The organism is Streptomyces bauhiniae, from assembly GCF_004784475.1.
Classification (GTDB): domain Bacteria; phylum Actinomycetota; class Actinomycetes; order Streptomycetales; family Streptomycetaceae; genus Streptomyces; species Streptomyces seoulensis.
In genome coordinates this window covers 747,847-768,222 of sequence record NZ_SRRT01000002.1, presented here as the reverse complement: position 1 = coordinate 768,222, position 20,376 = coordinate 747,847, and the positions used below count along the sequence as shown (strand labels likewise).

The window sequence follows — 20,376 nt, the reverse complement described above, 5'->3', positions numbered from 1 at the left end:
CACATCGACACTGTCACTGTTCCTTCCGCCAGGTCAGGCCCTCGTGGCAGTGGCGTGCCTCGGCCAGGAATTTCTCCGCCGCCGGTGCCTCCTCGAATTCCGTGATGCGCCAGCGATGCCCCCGCTCCAGCCGGTGCAGCACGGTGGCCAGGGTGCCCTCGTCGGCATGCCAGGCGCGCAGGGCCGCGACATCGGTCAGGGAGGCGAAGTTGGCGTCGTGCGCCGGCACACACAGCACCTCGATCCGTGGCAGGCCGTCCACCAGGGTGTGCAGCAGGGCGACCGGCCGTGCCTGGATTTCCTGGCCCGGCAGCGCGGGTTCCTCCATGAGCAGCAGGGCGTCCACCGGGTTGCTGCCGTCGGTGAGAGTGCCGGCCACGGCACCCGCCCCGACCGGGTAACCCGTCACCCGGATTGAGCCCGCGCTCATCAGCGCGTACCCGTCCGACTCGTCGGCGGGGGCGAACGGCGAGCCGATCGTCGCGGCCACCACGATCACGCATTCCATCACCGCGACCTCCCAGGTGAGCCGGCAAGGGTGGGCAGCAGCATCACGCGGAGGCGTGCCCGGGGCTCGGTCGGGCTCCGCTGCGGTCCCAGCACCCGGACCTGTGGGGGAATGCCAGCGAGGGGCGCCCATGAGGGCGCGGTCAGGCCATTGCGCAGCCAGGTCGAGACGAACAGACGCGCAGAACAAGCGAGTTGCGCGCCCGCATGCGACGAAGCGGCGGCAAACATGGTGGCCTCCCAGGTCTCCCGTTGGCGGGCTGGGCAGGAACCATCGGCCGGTGCGGCGGATCGGCCACCCTCGAACGGGTGGCCCCGGCGGGGTCCATCGCCGGGCGCCTCGCGCCCTTCCAGAGTACCCGCGGCCCGGCACGGGGTCCTGGCGGACGGGTCGTGGCACGCTGCGGCGCGCGACGCCGCTCCGGCGTACCCTGAAGGTCTGCTTCGGCCCTTCGCCGGGCAGCGTACGAGTGCGCAGAGCGCGCCGGTGATGGGGCTCACCGCAACCGCGGCATTCCGCCGCTGACGGTCCCTGGTCCTACGGATGTGACCAGGAGGAGCCATGCCCGCACCCGCGACCCCGCACCCCCCCGTCCCGCCGCCCGGCCGCGTGAGAGATGCCCCCCGCCCACGACCCGCGCTACGCGGACGCACAGGGCCTGGAAGACATCACCGCCTTCGACCGCATGGAGAACACCCGCGCCACGGCCAGGAGGCGCTCCCGACATTCCCGAGGAGAAGCGCATGACCCTGAAGATCGACCGGCTGCACGCCGCGGAGATCCTGGACTCCCGCGCCCGGCCCACCCTCGCCGTCACGCTCACCACCGCCGACGGCATCCGCGTCCGCGCCGGGGTGCCCTCCGGCGCCTCCACCGGCACCCGCGAGGCCGTCGAGCTGCGCGACGGCGACCGGACCCGGTACGGCGGCCAGGGCGTGCGGAGCGCGGTCGCCCACGTGAACGGTGAGATCGCCGGTGCCGTGACCGGCCGGACCTTCGCCTCCGCCGCCGACCTCGACCGGGCACTGATCGAACTGGACGGCACCGGAACCAAGTCCCGTCTCGGCGCGAACGCCGTCGTCGGAGTCTCTCTCGCCGCCTGGCGCGCCGAGGCCGCCGTCGCCGGACTGCCGCTGTGGCAGTACATCGCGCGGGCCGCGGGGACCCGCCCGACTCTGCCGGTGCCCCACTTCAACGTCGTCAACGGCGGTGCGCACGCCGCCAACAGCCTGGACTTCCAGGAGTTCATGCTCGCGCCGCTCGGCGCCCCGGACCTGCCCGAAGCCGTCCGGGCCGGAGCCGAGGTGTACGCGCGCCTCAAATCCCGCCTGGCCACCGAGGGGTATACCACCGGCCTGGGCGACGAAGGCGGGTTCGCCCCTGCCCTCGACGACCCCGAGAACGTGCTGCGGTTCCTGGTCGACGCGATCACGGACGCCGGCTACACCCCCGGCAGGGACGGTGTCGCGATCGCGCTGGACCCGGCCGCCAGCGAGTTCCGGGAGCCGGACGGCCGGTACCGGGTGGCGGGCGAGGCCCTGACCAGCGACCGGCTCATCGACCGCTACGAGGAGATCACCGAGCGTTTCCCGGTGTGGTCCATCGAGGACGGTCTCGCCGAGGACGACTGGGACGGCTGGGTCCGCCTCACCGCCCGCCTCGGCGACCGCATCCAGATCATGGGCGACGACATCTTCGTCACCAACCCCGTCATCATCAGCGAGGCAGTCGGCCGGAAGGTCGCCAACTCCGCACTCATCAAGGTCAACCAGATCGGCACGGTCACCGAGACCCTCGACGCCATGCGGGTCTGCCGGGACGCGGGCTACACCCAGATGGTCTCCCACCGCTCCGGCGAGACCGAGGACTCCTTCATCGCGGACCTCGCGGTCGGCTCGGGCTGCGGCCAGATCAAGTCCGGAGCCCCCGCCCGCGGCGAACGAATCGCCAAGTACAACCGGTTGATCGAGATCGCGGACGAGAACCCCGAACTTCCCTTCGGCCTGCCCTGGCTCGATGCCCGCACGGCCTGACGCGGGGCTGCACACCCGCGCCGCCGAAGGCTCGGGACGGAGCTGTCTGTCCCGAGCCTTCATGTTGTTCGGCGAGTACCCCCGCCCACGGGGGCTCCTGGCCGTCAGGCGCTGACTTCGGCGCGGTCGCCGCCCCAGAGGGTGTGGAAGGCGCCGTCGCGGTCGGTGCGGTGGTAGGTGTGGGCGCCGAAGTAGTCGCGCTGACCCTGGGTGAGGGCCGCGGGGAGGCGGGGGGCGCGCAGGGAGTCGTAGTAGGCGAGGGTGGCGGCGAAGGCGGGCGTGGGGACGCCCTGGGCGACGGCGGTGGCGATGACGCTGCGCCAGTCGTCCTGGGCGGCGGCGATCTCGTCGGCGAAGCCCTCGTCGGCCAGCAGGCTGGGGAGGCCGGGCTGGGCCTCGTAGGCCCGGGTGATGCGGTCGAGGAAGGCGGCGCGGATGATGCAGCCGCCGCGCCAGATCGCGGCGACCTTGCCGAGGTCGATGTCCCAGTCGTACTCCTCGCTGCCGGTGGCGATCTGGTGGAAGCCCTGGGTGTAGGAGACGATCTTCGAGGCGTACAGCGCCTGCTCGACCTGGTCGGCGAAGGCCGCCGCCTCCTCCTTGCCGAGGGTGCGGGCGGAGGGGCCGGCGAGATGCCGGGATGCCTCGCGCAGCTCCGCGTGGCCGGATACGGAGCGGGCGAAGACGGCCTCGGCGATGGCGGAGACCGGTACGCCGAGGTCGAGGGCGATCTGCACGGTCCAGCGGCCGGTGCCCTTCTGCTCGGCCTGGTCGACCACCACGTCGACGAACGGCTTGCCGGTCTCCGCGTCCACGTGGGACAGCACCTCGGCGGTGATCTCGATCAGGTAGGAGTCCAGCCGCCCCTGGTTCCAGGTACGGAAGATGTCCGCGATCTCGGCGGGCGAGTACCCGGCGACATCGCGCAGCAACTGGTATGCCTCGCCGATGAGTTGCATGTCGGCGTACTCGATGCCGTTGTGCACCATCTTCACGAAGTGCCCGGCGCCGTCGGGACCCACGTGCGTCACACAGGGCGCCCCGTCGTCCGCCTTGGCGGAGATCTTCTCCAGCATCGGCCCCAGCGAGTCGTACGACTCCACCGAGCCGCCCGGCATGATGCTCGGCCCGTGCAGCGCGCCCTCCTCGCCGCCGGAGATGCCGGTGCCGACGAAGTGGATGCCCTGCTCGCGCAGGTCCCGCTCCCGGCGCCGGGTGTCCGCGAAGTGCGCGTTGCCCCCGTCGATGATCATGTCGCCGGGCTCCAGCAGCGGCGCGAACTCCTCGATCACCGCGTCCGTCGGCTCACCCGCCTTCACCATGATCACCAGTCGGCGCGGCCGCTCCAGCGACTCCACGAACTCCTTGGCGGTCTCGGCCGGGACGAACTCGCCCTCGCCCCCGAACTCCTCCACCAGCTCGCGCGTCTTCGACGCCGTGCGGTTGTGGACGGCGACCGTATAGCCGTTGCGCGCGAAGTTCCGGGCGAGGTTGCGGCCCATGACCGCCAGGCCCGTGACGCCGATCTGCGCGTGTGTGCTCATACCGCCTGCTCCCTAGCTGCGTCGTTGCTGCGGCTCCGTCGGTGGGGGCCCTGCGGCCCATCCTGTCGCGCCGCCCCGGCGAGCGCACATCCGGCTCGCCAGGTACAGGTACGGACGACATACCCGTCCCGGCTCACTTCACGGGCTGCCGGAAAGCTCCGACCTCAACCAACGCCCGTCCTCAGCCACTTGAACCCATGACAGGCCGGATTCCGCTCTTGTCCTGGCCTGTTCCCGGCGCTTACTTTTGCCCCTCCTGACGCATGTCGAGGGGATTTCGGACCATGGCCGTACGCGGCCGGCATCGCCGGTACCAGCCGAGCAGGATCAACCGCGCCTCACTCACCGTCACCGCCGGCGGCGCCGGACTCGCCATCCCGCTGGTCGCGGCGGGTACGGCGGACGCGGCGGACGCCTCGACCTGGAACAAGGTCGCGGCCTGCGAGTCCAGCGGCAACTGGAGCATCAACACCGGCAACGGCTACTACGGCGGCCTCCAGTTCACCCGCTCCACCTGGGAGGCATACGGCGGCACCCGGTACGCGCCCCGCGCCGACCAGGCCACGCGGGCGCAGCAGATCGCCGTCGCCGAGAAGGTCCTCGACGGCCAGGGCCCCGGCGCCTGGCCCGCTTGCGGCCCGCGCGCCGGACTCGCCCGCGGCGGGAACGCGCCCCACGTCGAGAGCGCGCCGAGCCATCCGGCCAGGTCGGCTACCAAGGCGAGACCCGCCGCCGCCCAGGACGTACGGCCGCAGACCACTCCGCAGTCCCGCGCCGGCCGCGCCGAGATGTACACCGTGGTGCACGGCGACACGCTGTCCGGCATCGCCGGGGAGCACCGGGTACCGGAGGGCTGGCGCGGCCTCTACGAGGACAACCGCACCGTCATCGGCGCCGACCCCGACCTGATCGTCCCCGGCCAGCGGCTCAGCCTGCACGGCGCCGCCAAGGCGCCCGTCACGGCCGCGCCGAAGCAGCGGACGCAGCCGCGGAACACCAAGAACACTGAGAAGACCGAGAAGAAGGCCGCGCCGAAGCCGCAGCGCAAAGCCGCCACCGAGCACAAGACGTCTTCGAGCCAGTCCGGCCACACCGTCGTCGCCCCCGTGCACGCCTCCATCGGCACCAGCTACCGCACGGCCGGCTCACACTGGTCGAAGGGTTATCACACCGGCGTCGACTTCCTGGTGCCCACCGGCACCTCGGTCCATGCCATCTCCGACGGCCTGGTGGTCTCGGCCGGCTGGGGCGGTTCGTACGGCTATCAGGTCGTCGTACGGCACAGCGACGGCCGCTACTCGCAGTACGCCCACCTCTCCGCGATCTCCGTGCGGTCCGGGCAGAGCGTGAGCGCCAGCCAGCGCCTCGGCCGGTCCGGCGCGACCGGCAACGTCACCGGTCCCCACCTGCACTTCGAGGTGCGCACCGGGCCCGGCTTCGGCAGCGACGTCGACCCGGTCGCCTACCTCCGGGCGCACGGCGCCCGGCTCTGACGGTCAGGCGCACAAGGGGACATCGGGCAGGGAGCGGGGGTCGGCGGGGGTGTCCCCGTCGGCCCCCTCCGCTACGGGCTCGGCGTCCACCGACGTGAGCACCGGGGCGGACGGGTCCACCGGCCACCTCGCCCCCGGTACGCGCCCGGTGTCCGCAGGGGGCTTCCGGGCCGCCGGTCCGCCCAGCCGCTCCGTCGTCAGCAGGATCAGCCCGCCGCCCGTCACCACCGCGCAGCCCAGCGCCAGGACCGTGCCCGTGGTGCCGTGGCGGAAGGTCTCGCCGAACAGGACGATGCCGACGACGGCGGCCAGCACCGGGTTGACCACGGTCAGCGTGGCCAGGGGCGCGGCGAGTCCGCCGTCCCGGTAGGCCGACTGGGAGAGGAACACCCCGGCCGCCGAGAGCACGGCGATCACCCCGAGGGACGGCAGTCCGGCGAGGCCGGCGCCCGCGCTCCAGTCGACGGCGACCGTCTTGGTGAACACCGAGGACATGCCGAACGCGGCGCCCGCGCCGGTCGCCAGCAGCACGCTGCGTACCGCCGGGTGCCGGTGCGCGGCCCGCGCGGCCACCATCAGCGCGACGATCGCACCGCCCGTCACCAGCGCCAGCGCCGTCCGCTGCGCCGGGCCCAGCGAGCCCGCGTCGGAGGCGCCGACCAGCGAGAGCAGGCCCGCGAGCCCGGCCGTCGCCATCACCGCGCCGCGCCACGCGGTCGTCCCGGCCTTGCGGCCGACGAACAGCGCCGCCATGGGCAGCGCGAACACGATGGTCAGCGCGCCCAGCGGCTGGACCAGGCTCAGCGGGCCGAAGGCCAGCGCCACGACGTGCAGCACCCCGCCGAGGCCGTTCAGCCCGAGTGCCGCCCACCACCCCGGCCTGCGCAGCGGCGCGAACCGCTCACCGGAGCAGGAGTCCGCGACGCGCTCCTGCACGACGGCACCGCCCGCGTACGCGACGGCGGAGACGAAGGACAGCAGCACGGACAACGCGAGGGCGCTCATCTGCGGCTCCCTCGCGGCAGGCGGGCCCGGCTCGGGGCACGGTCGGCTTCCATGCCGGACACTCTGCCCGCTCGCGCCCGAATAGTCGTCGTCCCTGAGCACGCGATGCGTCCTACTGCCGATGGAGTACGAGGGCGCGCCAATCATCCCCGAGGCGGGTGACCGGACATCCGTCTTCCCGGGGACTGGTAGAAGTGCTGACCGTGGAACTCGATCCCGGCCTCACCGCGTTGCGCCCGCTCGGCGGCTTCTTCGTCCTGCGCACCGGCGCCCCGGCGGACCTGAGCGCGCCTCCTCTCGACCAGACATACGCGGGGCAGTTGACGGGCGTTCACAGCGACGCCCTCGCGGACCGGGTCGCCGTGGTCGCGGACCGGCTCGGCGTGCGGGAGCCCCGCGTCTGCGCCTCCCTGGCCCAGCAGGGCCTCGCCGCCCGGCTCTGGTCGGCCGCGCTCGCCTGCGCCGCGCTGTACGGCCAGGTGCCCGACCTCGACCCGCGCCTGCTGCGCTGGGACGCCGCCGCCACCGCCCCCGACGACCTCTGGCTGACCGAGGTCCGCCCGCTGCCCGGCGACCCCGGCACCCTCGCCGGCACCGTGCTGCACGCGCATCTGGAGCCCCTGGGGGAAGCCCTGACCCGCCGGTACGGGGTCGCCCCCGGCCTGCTGTGGGGCAACGCCGCCTCCGCCCTCGCCGGAGCGGCCCGGCAACTGGACCAGTGGGCCCGCCTCAACTCCCGTACAGAGGTCGCCGAAAGGGCGGCCCACCTCACCAACTCCCTCTTCACACACGCCTTGTTGCGCGACACCGGAATCCGCTCCGGCACGAGGTTCCGCCGCCGGAGCTGCTGCCTCTACTACCGGGTCCCCGGCGGGGGCGTCTGCGGGGACTGCTGCTTCAGCCGACCGCCGGGCTCTTCCCCGCGCGCCGCTTCTGGGTGACCATGAAGGGAACTGCCGCCACAACGCTAGGGGTTACCGGGTGCGAGTGGGACTGCTGACGCGTGAGTACCCCCCGGACGTGTACGGCGGTGCGGGCGTCCATGTGGAGTTCCTCGCCCGCGAGCTGGCCGGACTCGTGGACCTGGAGGTGCACTGCTGGGGCGAGGGCCGAGGCGTCGGCGTCGTACGGCACCGCCCGTGGCCCGTGCTCGACGGCTCCAACGACGCCCTGCGCACCTTCTCCGTGGACCTCTCCATGGCCGCCTCCCTCCAGGGCAGCGACCTCGTCCACTCCCACACCTGGTACGCGGGCCTCGCCGGCCACCTCGCCAAGCTGCTCTACGGCATCCCGCACGTGACGACCGCGCACTCGCTGGAGCCGCTGCGCCCCTGGAAGGCCGAGCAACTGGGCGGCGGATACGCCCTGTCGAGCTGGGCCGAGCGCACCGCGATCGAGTCGGCGGACGGCGTGATCGCCGTGTCCGGCGCCATGCGCGACGACATCCTCGCCTGCTACCCCGCGCTGGACGCGGACCGCGTGCACGTCGTGCACAACGGCATCGACACCCGCCTGTACCGCCCCGACCCCGGCACCGAGGCCCTGCGCCGGCACGGCATCGACCCGGAGCGGCCGTACGTGCTGTTCGTCGGCCGCATCACCCGGCAGAAGGGTGTGCCCCAACTGCTGCGCGCCGTCAGGGAGATCGACCGCGACACCCAGGTCGTGCTCTGCGCCGGTGCCCCCGACACCCCGGAGATCGACCGGGAGTTCCGGGACCGCTTCCAGGAACTCAGTGCCGTGCGGCAGGGGGTGTTCTGGATTCCGCAGATGCTGCCGCGCGCCGAGGTCGTCCAACTCCTCAGCCACGCGGCCGTGTTCGTGTGCCCCTCGGTCTACGAGCCGCTCGGCATCGTCAACCTGGAGGCCATGGCCTGCGGCACCCCGGTCGTCGCCTCCCGCGTCGGCGGCATCCCGGAGGTCGTCGACCACGGCAGCACCGGGCTCCTCGTCGACACCGACGGCGACTTCGAGGGCAGCCTCGCCCGCGCTCTGGACTCCGTGCTCGCCGACCCGGCGGCCGCGCGGCGGATGGGGGAGGCCGGACGGGCCCGCGCGGTGGGCGAGTTCGGCTGGGACGCGGTGGCCCGGCGCACGGCGGGACTGTACGAGGAGATCCGCAAGCAGGCTTAGCCGCCGCCCACCAGGGCATCAGTGTGATCAACCAAGGGGAGGGGAGGCGCCATGCGCCGAGGAGGTCCTTCGGTTCTCGGGATCGTGCTGGCCGGCGGTGAGGGCAAGCGGCTGATGCCGCTCACCACGGACCGGGCCAAACCCGCGGTCACCTTCGGCGGCACCTACCGGCTGGTCGACTTCGTGCTGTCGAACCTGGTCAATGCCGACGTGCTGCGCATCTGCGTGCTCACCCAGTACAAGTCGCACTCGCTGGACCGGCACGTCACCACCACCTGGCGGATGTCCAGCCTGCTGGGCAACTACGTCACCCCGGTCCCCGCCCAGCAGCGCCTCGGCCCGCGCTGGTACCTCGGCAGCGCCGACGCCATCCTCCAGTCGCTCAACCTGGTCCACGACGAACAGCCCGAGTACGTCGCGGTGTTCGGCGCCGACCACGTCTACCGCATGGACCCCCGGCAGATGCTCCGCCAGCACATCGAGGGCGGCGCGGGCGTCACCGTCGCCGGAATCCGGGTGCCGCGCGCGGAGTCCTCGTCGTTCGGCGTGATCACACCGGGCTCGGACGGCCGCATGGTGCAGCGCTTCCTGGAGAAGCCTGCCGACCCGCCCGGCCTGCCCGACGACCCGAACAGCGTCTTCGCCTCCATGGGCAACTACATCTTCACCACCAAGGTCCTCATCGAGGCCCTCCAGCGGGACGCCGAGGACGAGCAGTCCGCGCACGACATGGGCGGCTCGATCCTGCCCCAGCTCACCGGCCGCGGCGAGGCCCAGCTCTACGACTTCCACGACAACCACGTCCCCGGCGAGACCACCCGCGACCAGGGCTACTGGCGGGACGTCGGCACCCTCGACGCGTACTACGAGTCCCACATGGACCTGATCGCCGAGCGGCCCGCGTTCAACCTGTACAACACCCAGTGGCCCATCTACACCCACTCCAACCAGCTCTCCCCGGCCCGGTTCAGCGCGGGCGGCATCGCCAGCGAGTCCATCATCAGCGCCGGCTGCCTGATCCGCGGCCAGGTCAGCCGGTCGGTGCTCTCGCCCGGCGTGCGCGTCGACCCCGGCGCGGTCGTCCAGGGCTCGGTGCTGCACGACAATGTGCGGGTCGGCCGGGGCGCGGTGGTGCGGAACGCGGTGCTGGACAAGAACGTGGAGGTCCCGCCCGGCGCGACCATCGGGGTCAACCCCGACCGCGACGCCGAGCTGTACACCGTCTCCCAGAGCGGCGTCATCGCCCTGGGCAAGGGCCAGCTCGTCACCTGACCCGCCGCCACCGACCGGCCGCCCCCGCGACGCGCCGCCCGCGAACCGTCCCGGATGCCCGAGTTCACGCCGTTCGCCCCGCACGATGCAGGCAACGACGTCGAACCAGCGGAGGTCATCCGACATGAGAGGGACCCGGCGCACCCGGCTGTGCCTGGCCGGGGTGATGGCAGCGTCCGCGCTGGCCGCCACCCCGGCCCGCGCCGCCGTACCGTCCGACGGCCACCTCACCGATCTGGTCAACCCGTTCATCGGGACCCAGAACGAGGGCAACACCTTCCCGGGCGCCGCCGTGCCGTTCGGCATGGTGCAGCTCTCCCCGGACACCGGGCACAGAACGGGCTACGACCACACCCAGGACCACATCCGCGGCTTCTCCCTGGTCCATGTCTCCGGTGTCGGCTGCCCGATCGGCGGCGACCTGCCCGTACTGCCCACCACCGGCGAGGTCACCGCCACCGACAACGCCCGCTACGCCGCCGCCTTCTCCCACGACGACGAGGAGGCGAGCCCCGGCTACTACCGCGTCGGCCTCGGCACCGGCATCCGCGCCGAACTCACCGCCACCGCCCGCACCGGCGTCCAGCGCTACACCTTCCCGGCCACGAAACAGGCCAACGTCCTGCTCAACGCCGCCCAGTCGCTGCACAAGCCGGGCGGCGCCGAGGTGGAGATCCTCGACGACCGCACCGTGCGCACCAAGATCTCCGGCCACGGCTTCTGCCGGGACACCGGCCCGTACACCGTGTACACCGTCACCCGGTTCAGCCGCCCCTTCACCGCCTACGGCACCTGGGACTCCGGCGCGGTCACCGCCGGGGCGCGGAGCGGGACGGGCGGGGCGTACGTCCGCTTCGACACCACCCAGGACCGTACGGTCGAGGCGACCACCGCGCTGTCGTACGTCGACGCGCGCGGCGCCGCCGCCAACCTGCGCGCCGAGGGCGGGACTTCGTTCGACACCGTGCGCCGACGGGCCCGCCAGGCGTGGGAGAGGCGGCTCTCGACCGTCCGGGCGCAGGGCGGGGACCCGGCGCTGCGGCGCACCTTCTACTCCTCGCTGTACCGCTCGTTCCTCGCGCCCAACATCGGCAGCGACGCCGACGGCCGCTATCTGGGCTGGGATCAGAAACCGCACCGCGCCCAGGGGTTCACCTACTACCAGAACTGGTCCCTGTGGGACACCTACCGCACTCAGGCCCAGCTCCTCGCCCTGCTCGCCCCGCGCGAGGCCCGCGACATGGCCCGCTCGGTCGTCCAAATCGACGAGGACGGCGGCTGGCTGCCCAAGTGGGGATACGGGCCCGTCGAGACCAACATCATGACCGGCGACCCGGTGACCCCCTTCCTCACCACCGCCTTCCACCTCGGCCTGCTGAGGGGCTTCGAGGACCGGGCCTACCGGGCGCTGAAGAAGAACGCCGACGGCGTACCGCCCGCCGCCCATCCCGGCGTCGGCCGGGAGTCCAACGCCGAGTACCTGGCCCACGGGTTCGCGCCGTACATCAAGGGGCGCCCGTACGCCAAGAACGGTGACTCCGACTACCACTTCGGCGGCTCCGTCACCCTGGAGTACGCCCTCTCCGACGCCATGCTCGCCCAGATGGCCCGCGCCCTCGGCCACCCGGACGACGCCGACCGCTACGCCGCCCGGTCCCGGAACTACCGCAACGTCTTCGACCCCACGACCGGGTTCTTCCGCGCCCGCGACGCCTCCGGCGCCTTCACCGGACCGGCCGACCCGGCCAAGAGCGTGGGCTTCCACGAGGGAACGTCCTGGCAGTACCAGTGGCTCGTCCCCCAGGACCTCCCCGGCATGATCGGCCTGATCGGCGGCAAGCAGGCGGCCGAACGCCGCCTGGACTCCTTCTTCGCCTACGACAAGCTCCTCGCCGACCCCGGGACCACCGCCCGCCAGGTGTGGGTGCACGGCAACGCGTACGACTACTACGACGCCGACAAGTACAACCCGCAGAACGAGCCCGACCTGATCGCGCCCTACACCTACCTCTCCACCGGGCAGCCGTGGAAGACGACGGACGTGGTGCACGCCGCGTTGACCCTGTTCACGGACGGGCCGACCGGGATGACCGGCAACGACGACCTGGGCACGATGTCCGCCTGGAACGTGCTCTCCTCCATCGGCGTCTTCCCGGTCCAGCCCGGCTACGACACCTGGGGCCTGTCCACCCCCGTCTTCGACCGCGTCAACCTCACCCTGGACCGCCGGTACTGGCCCACCGGCGCCCTCACCGTCACCGCCCCCGGCACCTCGGCGGCCGACCGCTACATCCAGGGCGTCCGTACCGACCGCACCGCGCACGACCGCACCTACCTGACCACCCGCGCCCTGCGCTCGCTGCGGACGCTCGCGTTCACGGTCGGCCCGCGCCCGTCCGAGTGGGGCACCGGACCGCAGGCGGCGCCCCCGGCACTCAGGTGACCTGAGGGTCTGCCGAGTCCCGCCCTCCTCCGGGGGCGGGACTTTATCCGTTGTTAACTGTGCGTAACCTGATCGCACTTGACCGTAATCGGGGTTCGGGGATTGACTCGGGGGAAAGCCCACCCGTCGACGACGCGAGGCACGCCCTTGACTTCCGATCCGCTCGCCCCGCTCGACCTCGCCTTCTGGAACATGGAGTCCGCCCGGCACCCCATGCACCTCGGCGCGCTCGGCGTCTTCGCCACCCAGTCACCCACCGCCGGGGCGCACGCCGCCGACCTGCTGGCCTCCCGCGCCGCCGCCGTCCCCGGCCTGCGCATGCGCATCCGCGACGTCTGGCAGCCCCTCGCCTTCGGCGGCGCCACCCGCGAGCCCGTCCCGGACTTCGACCCCCTGGACCACGTACGGCTGCACGCCCCCACCGACGACTTCCACGGCATGGCGGGACGGCTCATGCAGCGCTCGCTGCGGCGCGGGCGGCCGCCGTGGGAGGCGCACGTCCTGCCCGGCGCGGACGGCGTGTCCTTCGCCGTGCTGTTCAAGTTCCACCACGCCCTCGCCGACGGCCTGCGCGCCCTGAAGCTGGCCGCCTCCCTGCTCGACCCCGTCGACCTGCCCGACCGCGCCCCGCGCCCCGCCGAGCCCCGGCCCGGCCTGCTCTCCGAGGTGCGCGCGCTGCCCGGCCGCGTCCCCGACCTGGTCAGAGGCGCCGTCTCCGACCTGGGCCGGGCCCTGGACATCGGCGCCTCGCTGACCCGCTCCACCCTCGGCATGCGCCCCGCCCCCGCCCTGACCTCCGCCCCCAGCGGCACCCGCCGCACCGCCGGGGCCGTGCTCGACATCGACGACGTGCACCGGGTCAGGAAGAGCGCCGGGGGCACCGTCAACGACGTACTGATCGCGGTCGTCGCCGGCGCCCTGCGCCGCTGGCTGGACGAGCGCGGTGACGGCACCGAAGGCGTCGCCCCGCGCGCCCTCATCCCGGTCTCCCGGCGCCGCCCGCGCACCGCCCAGCCCCAGGGCAACCGGCTCTCCGGGTACCTGATGCGGCTGCCGGTCGCCGACCCCGACCCGCTGGCCCGGCTGGAGACGGTGCGTGCGGCGATGGTCCGCAACAAGGACGCGGGCGCCGACCGGGGCGCCGGTGCCGTGGCCCTGCTCGCGGACCACGTCCCGGCGCTCGGGCACCGGCTCGGCGGGCCGCTGGTCGGACAGGCGGCGCGGCTCTGGTTCGACATCCTCGTCACCAGCGTCCCGCTGCCCGGCATCGGCCTGAAGCTCGGCGGGCACGAGCTGGCCGAGGTCTTCCCGCTCGCCCCGCTCGCCCCCGGCCAGTCCCTCGCGGTGGCGATCTCCACCTATCGGGGACGCGTCCACTACGGGCTCGTGGCCGACGCCCGCGCGGTGCCCGACCTCGACGTCCTGGCCCGCGCGCTCACCGCCGAGATGGAGACCCTCCTCACAGCCTGCGAGGTCTGACCCCTGTCGTCAGGGGCCGTTCCCGGCCCCCGGGCGGCCCGCCACCGGTGCGGGTTTGGTCCAGGGGCCGGGCGCTCCGTAAAATTCCCCGGCCGACAGCGGGCGCGCCCATGCCCCCGCGCGGGTGACCAGGGAAGCGGCAGCGCGATGACGGTGACAGAGGACGGCACGGCGTCCACGGACGCGGTGTCCACGGGCTCCGTGTCCACGGACGAGATGGTGTACGGGCCGGGTATCGACCCCGAGCGCCTGGCCGTCTGCCTGAGCGTGCTGGAGGAGCTGGACCGGATCGACGTCGACCACCCCGACGCCATCCAGGTCCGCCGGGCCACCTCGCACATCTACCGCACGGTCAAGCAGCGCCGCCGCCAGGAGCGCCGGGCCGCCAAGACCGCGCACGACCGCTCGGTCACCGAGGCCACCGCCACCGGCTCCGCCGAGCGCATCGACGACGAGACCGAGGGCATCCTGCCCACCTCCAAGATCGAGGCCGGCCGGATCGCGGGCATACTCCAGCGCCCCCGCTCCTGCTACATCTGCAAGCAGCGGTACACCGAGGTCGACTACTTCTACCACCAGCTCTGCCAGGGCTGCGCCGCCGAGAACCGCGCCCGCCGCGAGGCCCGCGCCGACCTCACCGGCAAGCGCGCCCTGCTCACCGGCGGCCGCGCCAAGATCGGCATGTACATCGCGCTGATGCTGCTGCGCGACGGCGCCCACACCACGATCACCACCCGGTTCCCCAAGGACGCCATCCGCCGCTTCAAGGCGATGGAGGACTCCGCGGACTGGCTGCACCGCCTGGAGGTCGTCGGCATCGACCTGCGCGACCCGGCCCAGGTCGTCGCCCTCGCGGACCGGGTCGCCGAGGCCGGCCCGCTGGACATCCTGATCAACAACGCGACGCAGACCGTACGCCGGCTGCCCTCCGCGTATGCCGCGCTGGTCGACGGCGAGAGCGCCCCGCTGCCCGCCGGTGAGCTGCCCGCCCACCAGGTGATCGGCGCCTTCAACTCCGGCGCGGTCGACGGACTGGCCGCGCTGCCCGTCGGCACCAGCGGCCTGGAGGCCCAGAAGGTCGCCGACCTGGCCCTGGTCGCGGGCAACGCCAGCGTCGCCCGGCACCTGGACGGCACCGCGATCGACGCGGGCGGCCTGCTGCCCGACGTGGTCGACACCAACACCTGGGTGCAGTCCATCGAGCAGATCTCCCCGGTGGAGCTGCTGGAGACCCAGCTCTGCAACTACACGGCGCCGTTCATCCTGATCAGCAAGCTCCGCCCGGCCATGGCCGCCGCCGCGAAGCAGGCCGCCAAGGGGCGCGCGTACGTCGTGAACGTCTCCGCCATGGAGGGCGTCTTCGCCCGCGGTTACAAGGGCGCCGGGCACCCCAACACCAACGCGGCCAAGGCCGCGATGAACATGGTGACCCGGACCAGCGGCCAGGAGATGTTCGACACCGACCGCATCCTGATGACCTCGGTCGACACCGGCTGGATCACCGACGAGCGCCCGCACTACGACAAGCTCCGCCTGGCCGAGGCGGGCTTCCACGCCCCGCTGGACCTGGTCGACGGCGCGGCCCGCGTGTACGACCCGGTCGTGCGCGGCGAGCAGGGCGAGGACCTGTACGGCGTCTTCATGAAGGACTACGCGCCCGGCAAGTGGTGACGCGACCGCCCTCCCGTACCTGACGGCGCGGCATCGGACCTCGGTCCGGTGCCGCGCCGTCGTATGACGGGGCATCGGCCGGGCAGACGCATGACTGGGCCGAGTGAGTGAACCGGCGGCCCCCGCAGCGGATGCGCTTTGCGGTAAACGGCCCCATATTAAGGGGGATTGAGGGGGCGGCGGGCGGCCGGAAGTTACGTCTTGTTTGCACTCCCTATCGAGCGCGGGTCCGCTCATTTGGTTAATCTGGAGGTCCGGGACGCCCCCCAGGGTGATCCGACACATAAGGAGTGCGCGGTGACACCGGAGAAGACGACCAGCGAACAGGGCCCCGACGAACGCACGGAGCGTTCCCGCCGCAGGCCCGGAGAACTCGGCAGCCTGGACGTGTGGGCTCGCTCCGCCCCGATCCGCCTGGCGGGCTACGAGGACGACCTCGCCGAGCCCCACATCCTGCCCAGCGTGGACTGACCCCTTCCGTACCCCGCGATTGTCGGGCGCATGGGCGTGACAGACTCGCGCCCATGCTGATCAGAGAAGCCGGGGCCGGTGACTGGCCCCGGATCTGGCCCGTCTGGCACCGCATCGTCGCCGCCGGTGACACCTACACCTGGGACCCCGGCACCCCCGAGGAAGCCGCCCGCGCCCTCTGGATGAGCCCCGCCAAACGGGTGTACGTGGCCGAGGACGCCGACGGCACCCTGCTCGGCTCGGCCTACCTCACCCCGAACTACGGCGGCCCCGCCGCGCACGTCGCCAACGCCGGCTTCATGGTCGACCCCGACCGGGCCGGACGGGGCACCGGCCGGGCGCTCGCCGAGCACCTCCTCACCGAGGCGAAGGCCCGGGGCTACCGCGCGATGGTCTTCAACGCCGTCGTAGAGACCAACCCCGCCGTCCGCCTCTGGACCTCCCTGGGCTTCACCATCCTCGGCACGATCCCGAACGCCTTCGACCACCCCCGCGACGGCAGGGTGGGGCTGCACATTATGTACAGGGAGCTCTAGGCGTCGTTTGGTCGGCTGATCGGGAGGATCTCATCGGGCGGCTCTGCCGACAGAGGCACAACCCCTGCGAAGGTGACCGCAATGACGAGCAGACAAGCCGACGCCGTCGTCTGCCAGCCGCAGCATTGACCGCGCCGGATGCACCCGTGACCATGCCTCAAGCGGTCGGGATCATCGCTGCGCAAAATCGCTTACGAGGTAGTCCTAGCGGGTCGGGTCACAGTGATGGGGGGCGTGGGGGCACCTCTGTCCCGTGACATGCAGCAGTAAGAGGCAGGTACTCGCTCCGATGTGGATCCAAAGATTCGACTGGTGGGTGAAGAGCAACTGTCCGACGGTCCTGCTGGCAGATTCAAGCGCCTCAATGATGCAGATCGGGCACGGGCGGATCAGATGAGTGCGACGCTGGCGTGCATGGCGCGGTTTATGGCGCCTTGGCCTAGGGGAGGGGATCATCGCGGCTTCCTTCTAGGGGTCGTGGGAACGGGCCCCGGTGTAAGGCCGCAAGCACTCCACCGGGGCCCGGTGCCGCTCGACATGTATGCCGAACGCCGGTCGCGCAGGGTCCACGTGAACACCGCGCTGCCTGTGCTGTCGGTGAATCACCGGCCAGGCAAGTCCATGACCTCAACTGGTGACACCGGCATCCGTCAGCCCTGTCTGCGAGGGCCTGGAAATGCAATTGCATTATTGCCGCCACTGCTGGGGGTTCGGTGACAATGTGCACACCTGGACGGTTTCCTGTGTCCTGAGAGCGCACTGTGGTTGCTAATGGCGGATAAGCTGGCACAGTTGATCAAAGTCGGTCGCCGATGGTGAATCGCCCTGTAAGCGGTCCCTAGTGCAGGGTTGACGCATCTCCGTGGCCTGACTAGCCTCCCTGCGGAGACTTGCGTCATGCGTGACGTGCGTGTGCGGTAAGAGTGTCTTGGGGTCGCTTGATTGACCACTCCCCGGATTTGAACATTGGGGCCTTCGACTCAGATGTGCTGCGCCGGGTGGAAGTCGCAGATTTCTTGCAGTCCGCCAGCCTGGACTAGATCTAGATCGGGGTGGTGCCGGCGTCTTAGTGACTCGGCGGACGCCGAGTCGAGGGGCCGTCGGTGATCGCGCGATCTTTCGCCATGCCGACGTTGTAAAGGTCATGAGCGCGGTGGGTCGAGATCATCGAAAACGGGTGGCCATGTGTCGTAGTCGCCGTCTCATTGCGTGAGGACCTAATGAACGGGCGGCTAGCAGGTCGAACGCCTTCGTGCGGATGTCCACTCCCCGCTCGTCCTCGATGAACAGGCCTCCGTCGTACCCCTCCGCGAAGGCGATCGTTGGGAGACGTCGCCCAAAATCGAAAAGGGTTGTTGGTCCGATTTCGACAGATGCTTCGTAGTCGTACAGGGGGGCGAGGCGAAGCTGAATGCGAGGATGAAACGTCAGCGCGGCCAAGTGTTCCAGTTGCTTGCGCATGATGTCAGCGGATCCGACAGGACGCATCAGCGAGGATTCGTCAACGATGCAGAGAAAATTCTTGTCCGGCGCTGCGTCGAATCGCTGTCGGCGCATAGCGCGGAACTGTACTACCTCATCATGGACGATCGCCGACCCGCGGCCCCGCTCCACCAGCGCGCGGGTGTACTCGGGAGTTTGTAGCAAGCCATGCAGGTAAATGGGTTCGTAGGACCTGATGCGGGTGGCCATATCTTCGAAGCTTACGACTGCTTGCAGGTATTTTGGAGTGACCGTCGACCAGGGTTGCCACCAGGGGGATCGTTGGGCGTCCGAGACCAAATCGCGTAACTGCGTCTGTTCTGTAGTATCTGTGATCTTGTACAGTGCGAAGAATTTCGGCAGATCCTGGTGCTTCGGGGAAAACAAGCCTGATTCGATCCGACTCACCTTTGAGGCTGAGCCCCCAAGCCGCGCCGCCGCCTCTCCCAGGCTCAAGCCGACTGCCTCCCGGCAACGGCGCAGAGCGCTGCCGAGTACCATGCGCGCCGCGCGAGGAGCTGGCTCATCCTGAAGGTAGCGCACCGTCCCTTTACGCTTTGTCTTCTGGCCGCTACCGTCGTCAGGTTCTGCGGCGCTTGGCAACTGCTCGGCCACCCGCGCTCCTTGAAGCCTTGGACTAAGTGTGACGCCCTCCTGGCGCACATAGTGCCTGCTACCGCATTTTCAGGAGACGAAATCGAGGAAACTCACCTCTGGAGCTGCTCGGCAGGGTATAGATCGCGGCCACTGCCAACTGTCAAGTAGGAGTGGCTTGTGAGTCAGCAACCGCCCGGTGGTAGTGGGTGAGCGAATGGTTGGCTGCACGCCAAGGCCGTGAGTGCCGCACCGTCCACAATCTGAACCGCGCACATCGGCTAACGGTGACTCGCCAAGTCGTACTTGCCTAACGGTCGGCTTCTTGGTGCAGCGGCGCCAGACGCGCCCACGGGCGCAGGCGTTCCAGGTCCTCCGCCACCGCCAGGAGGTCCGCCTCCGTGCCCGGGCGGCCGACGAGTTGGACGGCGGCCGGGGCGCCGGTCGGCAGGGCGCCGAAGGGGACCGACATCGCGGGCCAGCCGGTCAGGTTCCAGACCGGGGTGAAGGGTGAACTGGCCGTGTTCACGGCCACGTTGGCGGCCCAGCTCCGCTGGTGCCAGGGTGCGGCGGCGGGGGAGCGGCGGGCCAGGGCCGGGGTGAGCAGCACGTCGTACTCGGTGAGGAACGGCAGCAGGCGGGCGCGGAGCCGGTCGCGGGCGTCGCCGGTGCGGACCGAGCGGACGAAGCGCCGGCCGATGGCCGCGTGCGTACGGGTGCGGGGGGCGAGGCGGGCCGGGTCCAGCTCGGCCGAGTCCACCGCCGTACCGGCCGTCCAGTGGCGCAGCGCGGTCAGGCCGAGGTCGAGCGGGTAGGGCGGCTCGGCCCGCCGTACGGTGTGCCCGGCGCCGTTCAGCAGGCCCGCCGCCTCCCGGACCGCCGTGCGGAACGGCTCGCTCACCGTGACTCCGGCCAGCGGGCTGCGTACGGCGGCCGCGATACGGCGGGGCGTGCGCTCTCCCGGCGCCGGGAACGCGGTCTCCGCGAGGACGGCGAGCATCAGGCGCAGGTCCTCGACGGTGGTGGCCAGCGGGCCGTTCTCCGACATGCCGAACCAGTCGCCGTGCCCGATGTCGGCCGGGACCACGCCGTGGCCCGGCTTCAGCGTCACCAGGCCGCAGGCGGCCGCCGGGATGCGCAGCGAGCCCATGCCGTCGTTGCCGAGCGCCAGCGGGACCAGGCCGGCCGCGACCGCCGCCGCGCTGCCCCCGGAGGAACCGCCCGCCGTGCGGGTGAGGTCCCACGGGCTGCGGGCCGTGCCGTACACGCCCTCGGTGGTGCCGAACACGCACAGCTCGGGCACGTTGGTCAGACCGACCACCACCGCACCCGCCGCGCGCAGCCGGGCCACCGTCACATGGTCCTCGGCGGCCGGGGTGTCCGGGGTCGCGGCGGAGCCGTTGCGGGTGGACTCGCCGCGTACGCCGAGGTTGTCCTTGACCGCCACCGGCACGCCCGCCAGGGGGAGTTCGGCCAGGTCCGGGCGGACGCCGACCTCGTCCGCCTCCGCCAGGGCCGCTTCGTCGCGCACGGTGCGGAAGGCGCCGACCCGCCCGTCCAGCTCCGCGATCCGCGCCAGATGCTCCGCCACCACCTCCCTGGGGGTGACCCGCTTCTCGCGGACGGCGGCGGCGATCTCGGCGGCCGTACGGCCGACCCACGAACTCACGTGCACTCCTCGGGGACTCAAAGGCGCGCGGACGGCGCGCACG

At 71.6% G+C, this 20,376-nt stretch carries 15 protein-coding genes; 10 read left to right on the top strand and 5 right to left on the bottom strand.

Annotated features, from left to right (window positions below; genetic code table 11):
• Positions 1-13 precede the first annotated feature (13 nt).
• Positions 14-508, bottom strand: coding sequence for an inorganic diphosphatase (locus tag E5083_RS08730; RefSeq protein ID WP_135785011.1), 495 nt, complete (start codon positions 506-508; stop codon positions 14-16).
• 743 nt (positions 509-1,251) lie between these two features.
• On the opposite strand from E5083_RS08730, the gene eno reads away from it, so the two are divergent.
• The gene (gene eno, locus E5083_RS08725; protein WP_135785010.1) at positions 1,252-2,541 is read left to right on the top strand and encodes a phosphopyruvate hydratase; all 1,290 of its coding nucleotides are present in this window, start codon (positions 1,252-1,254) and stop codon (positions 2,539-2,541) included.
• A 104-nt stretch (positions 2,542-2,645) separates the two neighbouring features.
• Here the strand turns inward: eno and gndA are convergent, their stop codons facing one another.
• On the bottom strand, positions 2,646-4,085 hold the full coding sequence (gene gndA / locus E5083_RS08720; protein WP_135785009.1) for an NADP-dependent phosphogluconate dehydrogenase: 1,440 nt from the start codon (positions 4,083-4,085) through the stop codon (positions 2,646-2,648).
• A gap of 284 nt (positions 4,086-4,369) precedes the next feature.
• Here gndA and E5083_RS08715 point away from each other — a divergent pair, with 284 nt between their 5' ends.
• Positions 4,370-5,578 (top strand): transglycosylase family protein, encoded by a 1,209-nt coding sequence (locus E5083_RS08715; protein WP_135785008.1) that lies wholly within the window; start codon positions 4,370-4,372, stop codon positions 5,576-5,578.
• Positions 5,579-5,581: 3 nt separating this feature from the next.
• Here the strand turns inward: E5083_RS08715 and E5083_RS08710 are convergent, their stop codons facing one another.
• Complete coding sequence (locus tag E5083_RS08710) at positions 5,582-6,583, bottom strand: DMT family transporter (RefSeq protein WP_167513494.1); 1,002 nt, start codon at positions 6,581-6,583, stop codon at positions 5,582-5,584.
• Between the two features lie 203 nt (positions 6,584-6,786).
• On the opposite strand from E5083_RS08710, the gene E5083_RS08705 reads away from it, so the two are divergent.
• The 8 genes from E5083_RS08705 to E5083_RS08670 all read left to right on the top strand — a co-directional run bounded on the left by E5083_RS08705 (position 6,787) and on the right by E5083_RS08670 (position 16,588).
• Positions 6,787-7,524 (top strand): (2Fe-2S)-binding protein, encoded by a 738-nt coding sequence (locus E5083_RS08705; RefSeq protein ID WP_135785007.1) that lies wholly within the window; start codon positions 6,787-6,789, stop codon positions 7,522-7,524.
• Positions 7,525-7,564: 40 nt separating this feature from the next.
• Positions 7,565-8,716 carry a glycogen synthase gene (gene glgA, locus E5083_RS08700; RefSeq protein WP_135785006.1) on the top strand — a complete coding sequence of 384 codons (1,152 nt, stop codon included), beginning with the start codon at positions 7,565-7,567 and terminating at the stop codon, positions 8,714-8,716.
• A gap of 51 nt (positions 8,717-8,767) precedes the next feature.
• Positions 8,768-9,988, top strand: coding sequence for a glucose-1-phosphate adenylyltransferase (gene glgC, locus E5083_RS08695; protein ID WP_135785005.1), 1,221 nt, complete (start codon positions 8,768-8,770; stop codon positions 9,986-9,988).
• A gap of 124 nt (positions 9,989-10,112) precedes the next feature.
• Positions 10,113-12,431, top strand: coding sequence for a GH92 family glycosyl hydrolase (locus E5083_RS08690; RefSeq protein ID WP_135785004.1), 2,319 nt, complete (start codon positions 10,113-10,115; stop codon positions 12,429-12,431).
• A gap of 147 nt (positions 12,432-12,578) precedes the next feature.
• A complete protein-coding gene (locus tag E5083_RS08685) occupies positions 12,579-13,910 on the top strand; it encodes a wax ester/triacylglycerol synthase family O-acyltransferase (protein ID WP_135785003.1) in 1,332 nt (443 codons plus the stop codon).
• Positions 13,911-14,057: 147 nt separating this feature from the next.
• Entirely contained in the window at positions 14,058-15,581 is a 1,524-nt protein-coding gene (locus E5083_RS08680) for an SDR family NAD(P)-dependent oxidoreductase (RefSeq protein ID WP_135785002.1), read from the top strand.
• Between the two features lie 297 nt (positions 15,582-15,878).
• The gene (locus tag E5083_RS08675) at positions 15,879-16,052 is read left to right on the top strand and encodes a hypothetical protein (protein ID WP_107030878.1); all 174 of its coding nucleotides are present in this window, start codon (positions 15,879-15,881) and stop codon (positions 16,050-16,052) included.
• Positions 16,053-16,105: 53 nt separating this feature from the next.
• Positions 16,106-16,588, top strand: coding sequence for a GNAT family N-acetyltransferase (locus E5083_RS08670; protein ID WP_135785001.1), 483 nt, complete (start codon positions 16,106-16,108; stop codon positions 16,586-16,588).
• Between the two features lie 1,164 nt (positions 16,589-17,752).
• Here E5083_RS08670 and E5083_RS08665 read toward each other — a convergent pair.
• Both E5083_RS08665 and E5083_RS08660 read right to left on the bottom strand, forming a co-directional pair.
• Positions 17,753-18,685, bottom strand: coding sequence for a helix-turn-helix domain-containing protein (locus tag E5083_RS08665; protein WP_244317433.1), 933 nt, complete (start codon positions 18,683-18,685; stop codon positions 17,753-17,755).
• A gap of 289 nt (positions 18,686-18,974) precedes the next feature.
• Complete coding sequence (locus E5083_RS08660) at positions 18,975-20,333, bottom strand: amidase (protein ID WP_135785000.1); 1,359 nt, start codon at positions 20,331-20,333, stop codon at positions 18,975-18,977.
• Positions 20,334-20,376 lie beyond the last annotated feature (43 nt).

Bases quoted from the DNA above. Each gene is read 5' to 3' on its own strand.
- E5083_RS08730 (WP_135785011.1), bottom strand. From the start codon at position 508: ATGGAATGCGTGATCGTGGTGGCCGCGACGATCGGCTCGCCGTTCGCC.
- eno (WP_135785010.1), top strand. From the start codon at position 1,252: ATGACCCTGAAGATCGACCGGCTGCACGCCGCGGAGATCCTGGACTCC.
- gndA (WP_135785009.1), bottom strand. From the start codon at position 4,085: ATGAGCACACACGCGCAGATCGGCGTCACGGGCCTGGCGGTCATGGGC.
- E5083_RS08715 (WP_135785008.1), top strand. From the start codon at position 4,370: ATGGCCGTACGCGGCCGGCATCGCCGGTACCAGCCGAGCAGGATCAAC.
- E5083_RS08710 (WP_167513494.1), bottom strand. From the start codon at position 6,583: ATGAGCGCCCTCGCGTTGTCCGTGCTGCTGTCCTTCGTCTCCGCCGTC.
- glgC (WP_135785005.1), top strand. From the start codon at position 8,768: ATGCGCCGAGGAGGTCCTTCGGTTCTCGGGATCGTGCTGGCCGGCGGT.
- E5083_RS08690 (WP_135785004.1), top strand. From the start codon at position 10,113: ATGAGAGGGACCCGGCGCACCCGGCTGTGCCTGGCCGGGGTGATGGCA.
- E5083_RS08680 (WP_135785002.1), top strand. From the start codon at position 14,058: ATGACGGTGACAGAGGACGGCACGGCGTCCACGGACGCGGTGTCCACG.
- E5083_RS08670 (WP_135785001.1), top strand. From the start codon at position 16,106: ATGCTGATCAGAGAAGCCGGGGCCGGTGACTGGCCCCGGATCTGGCCC.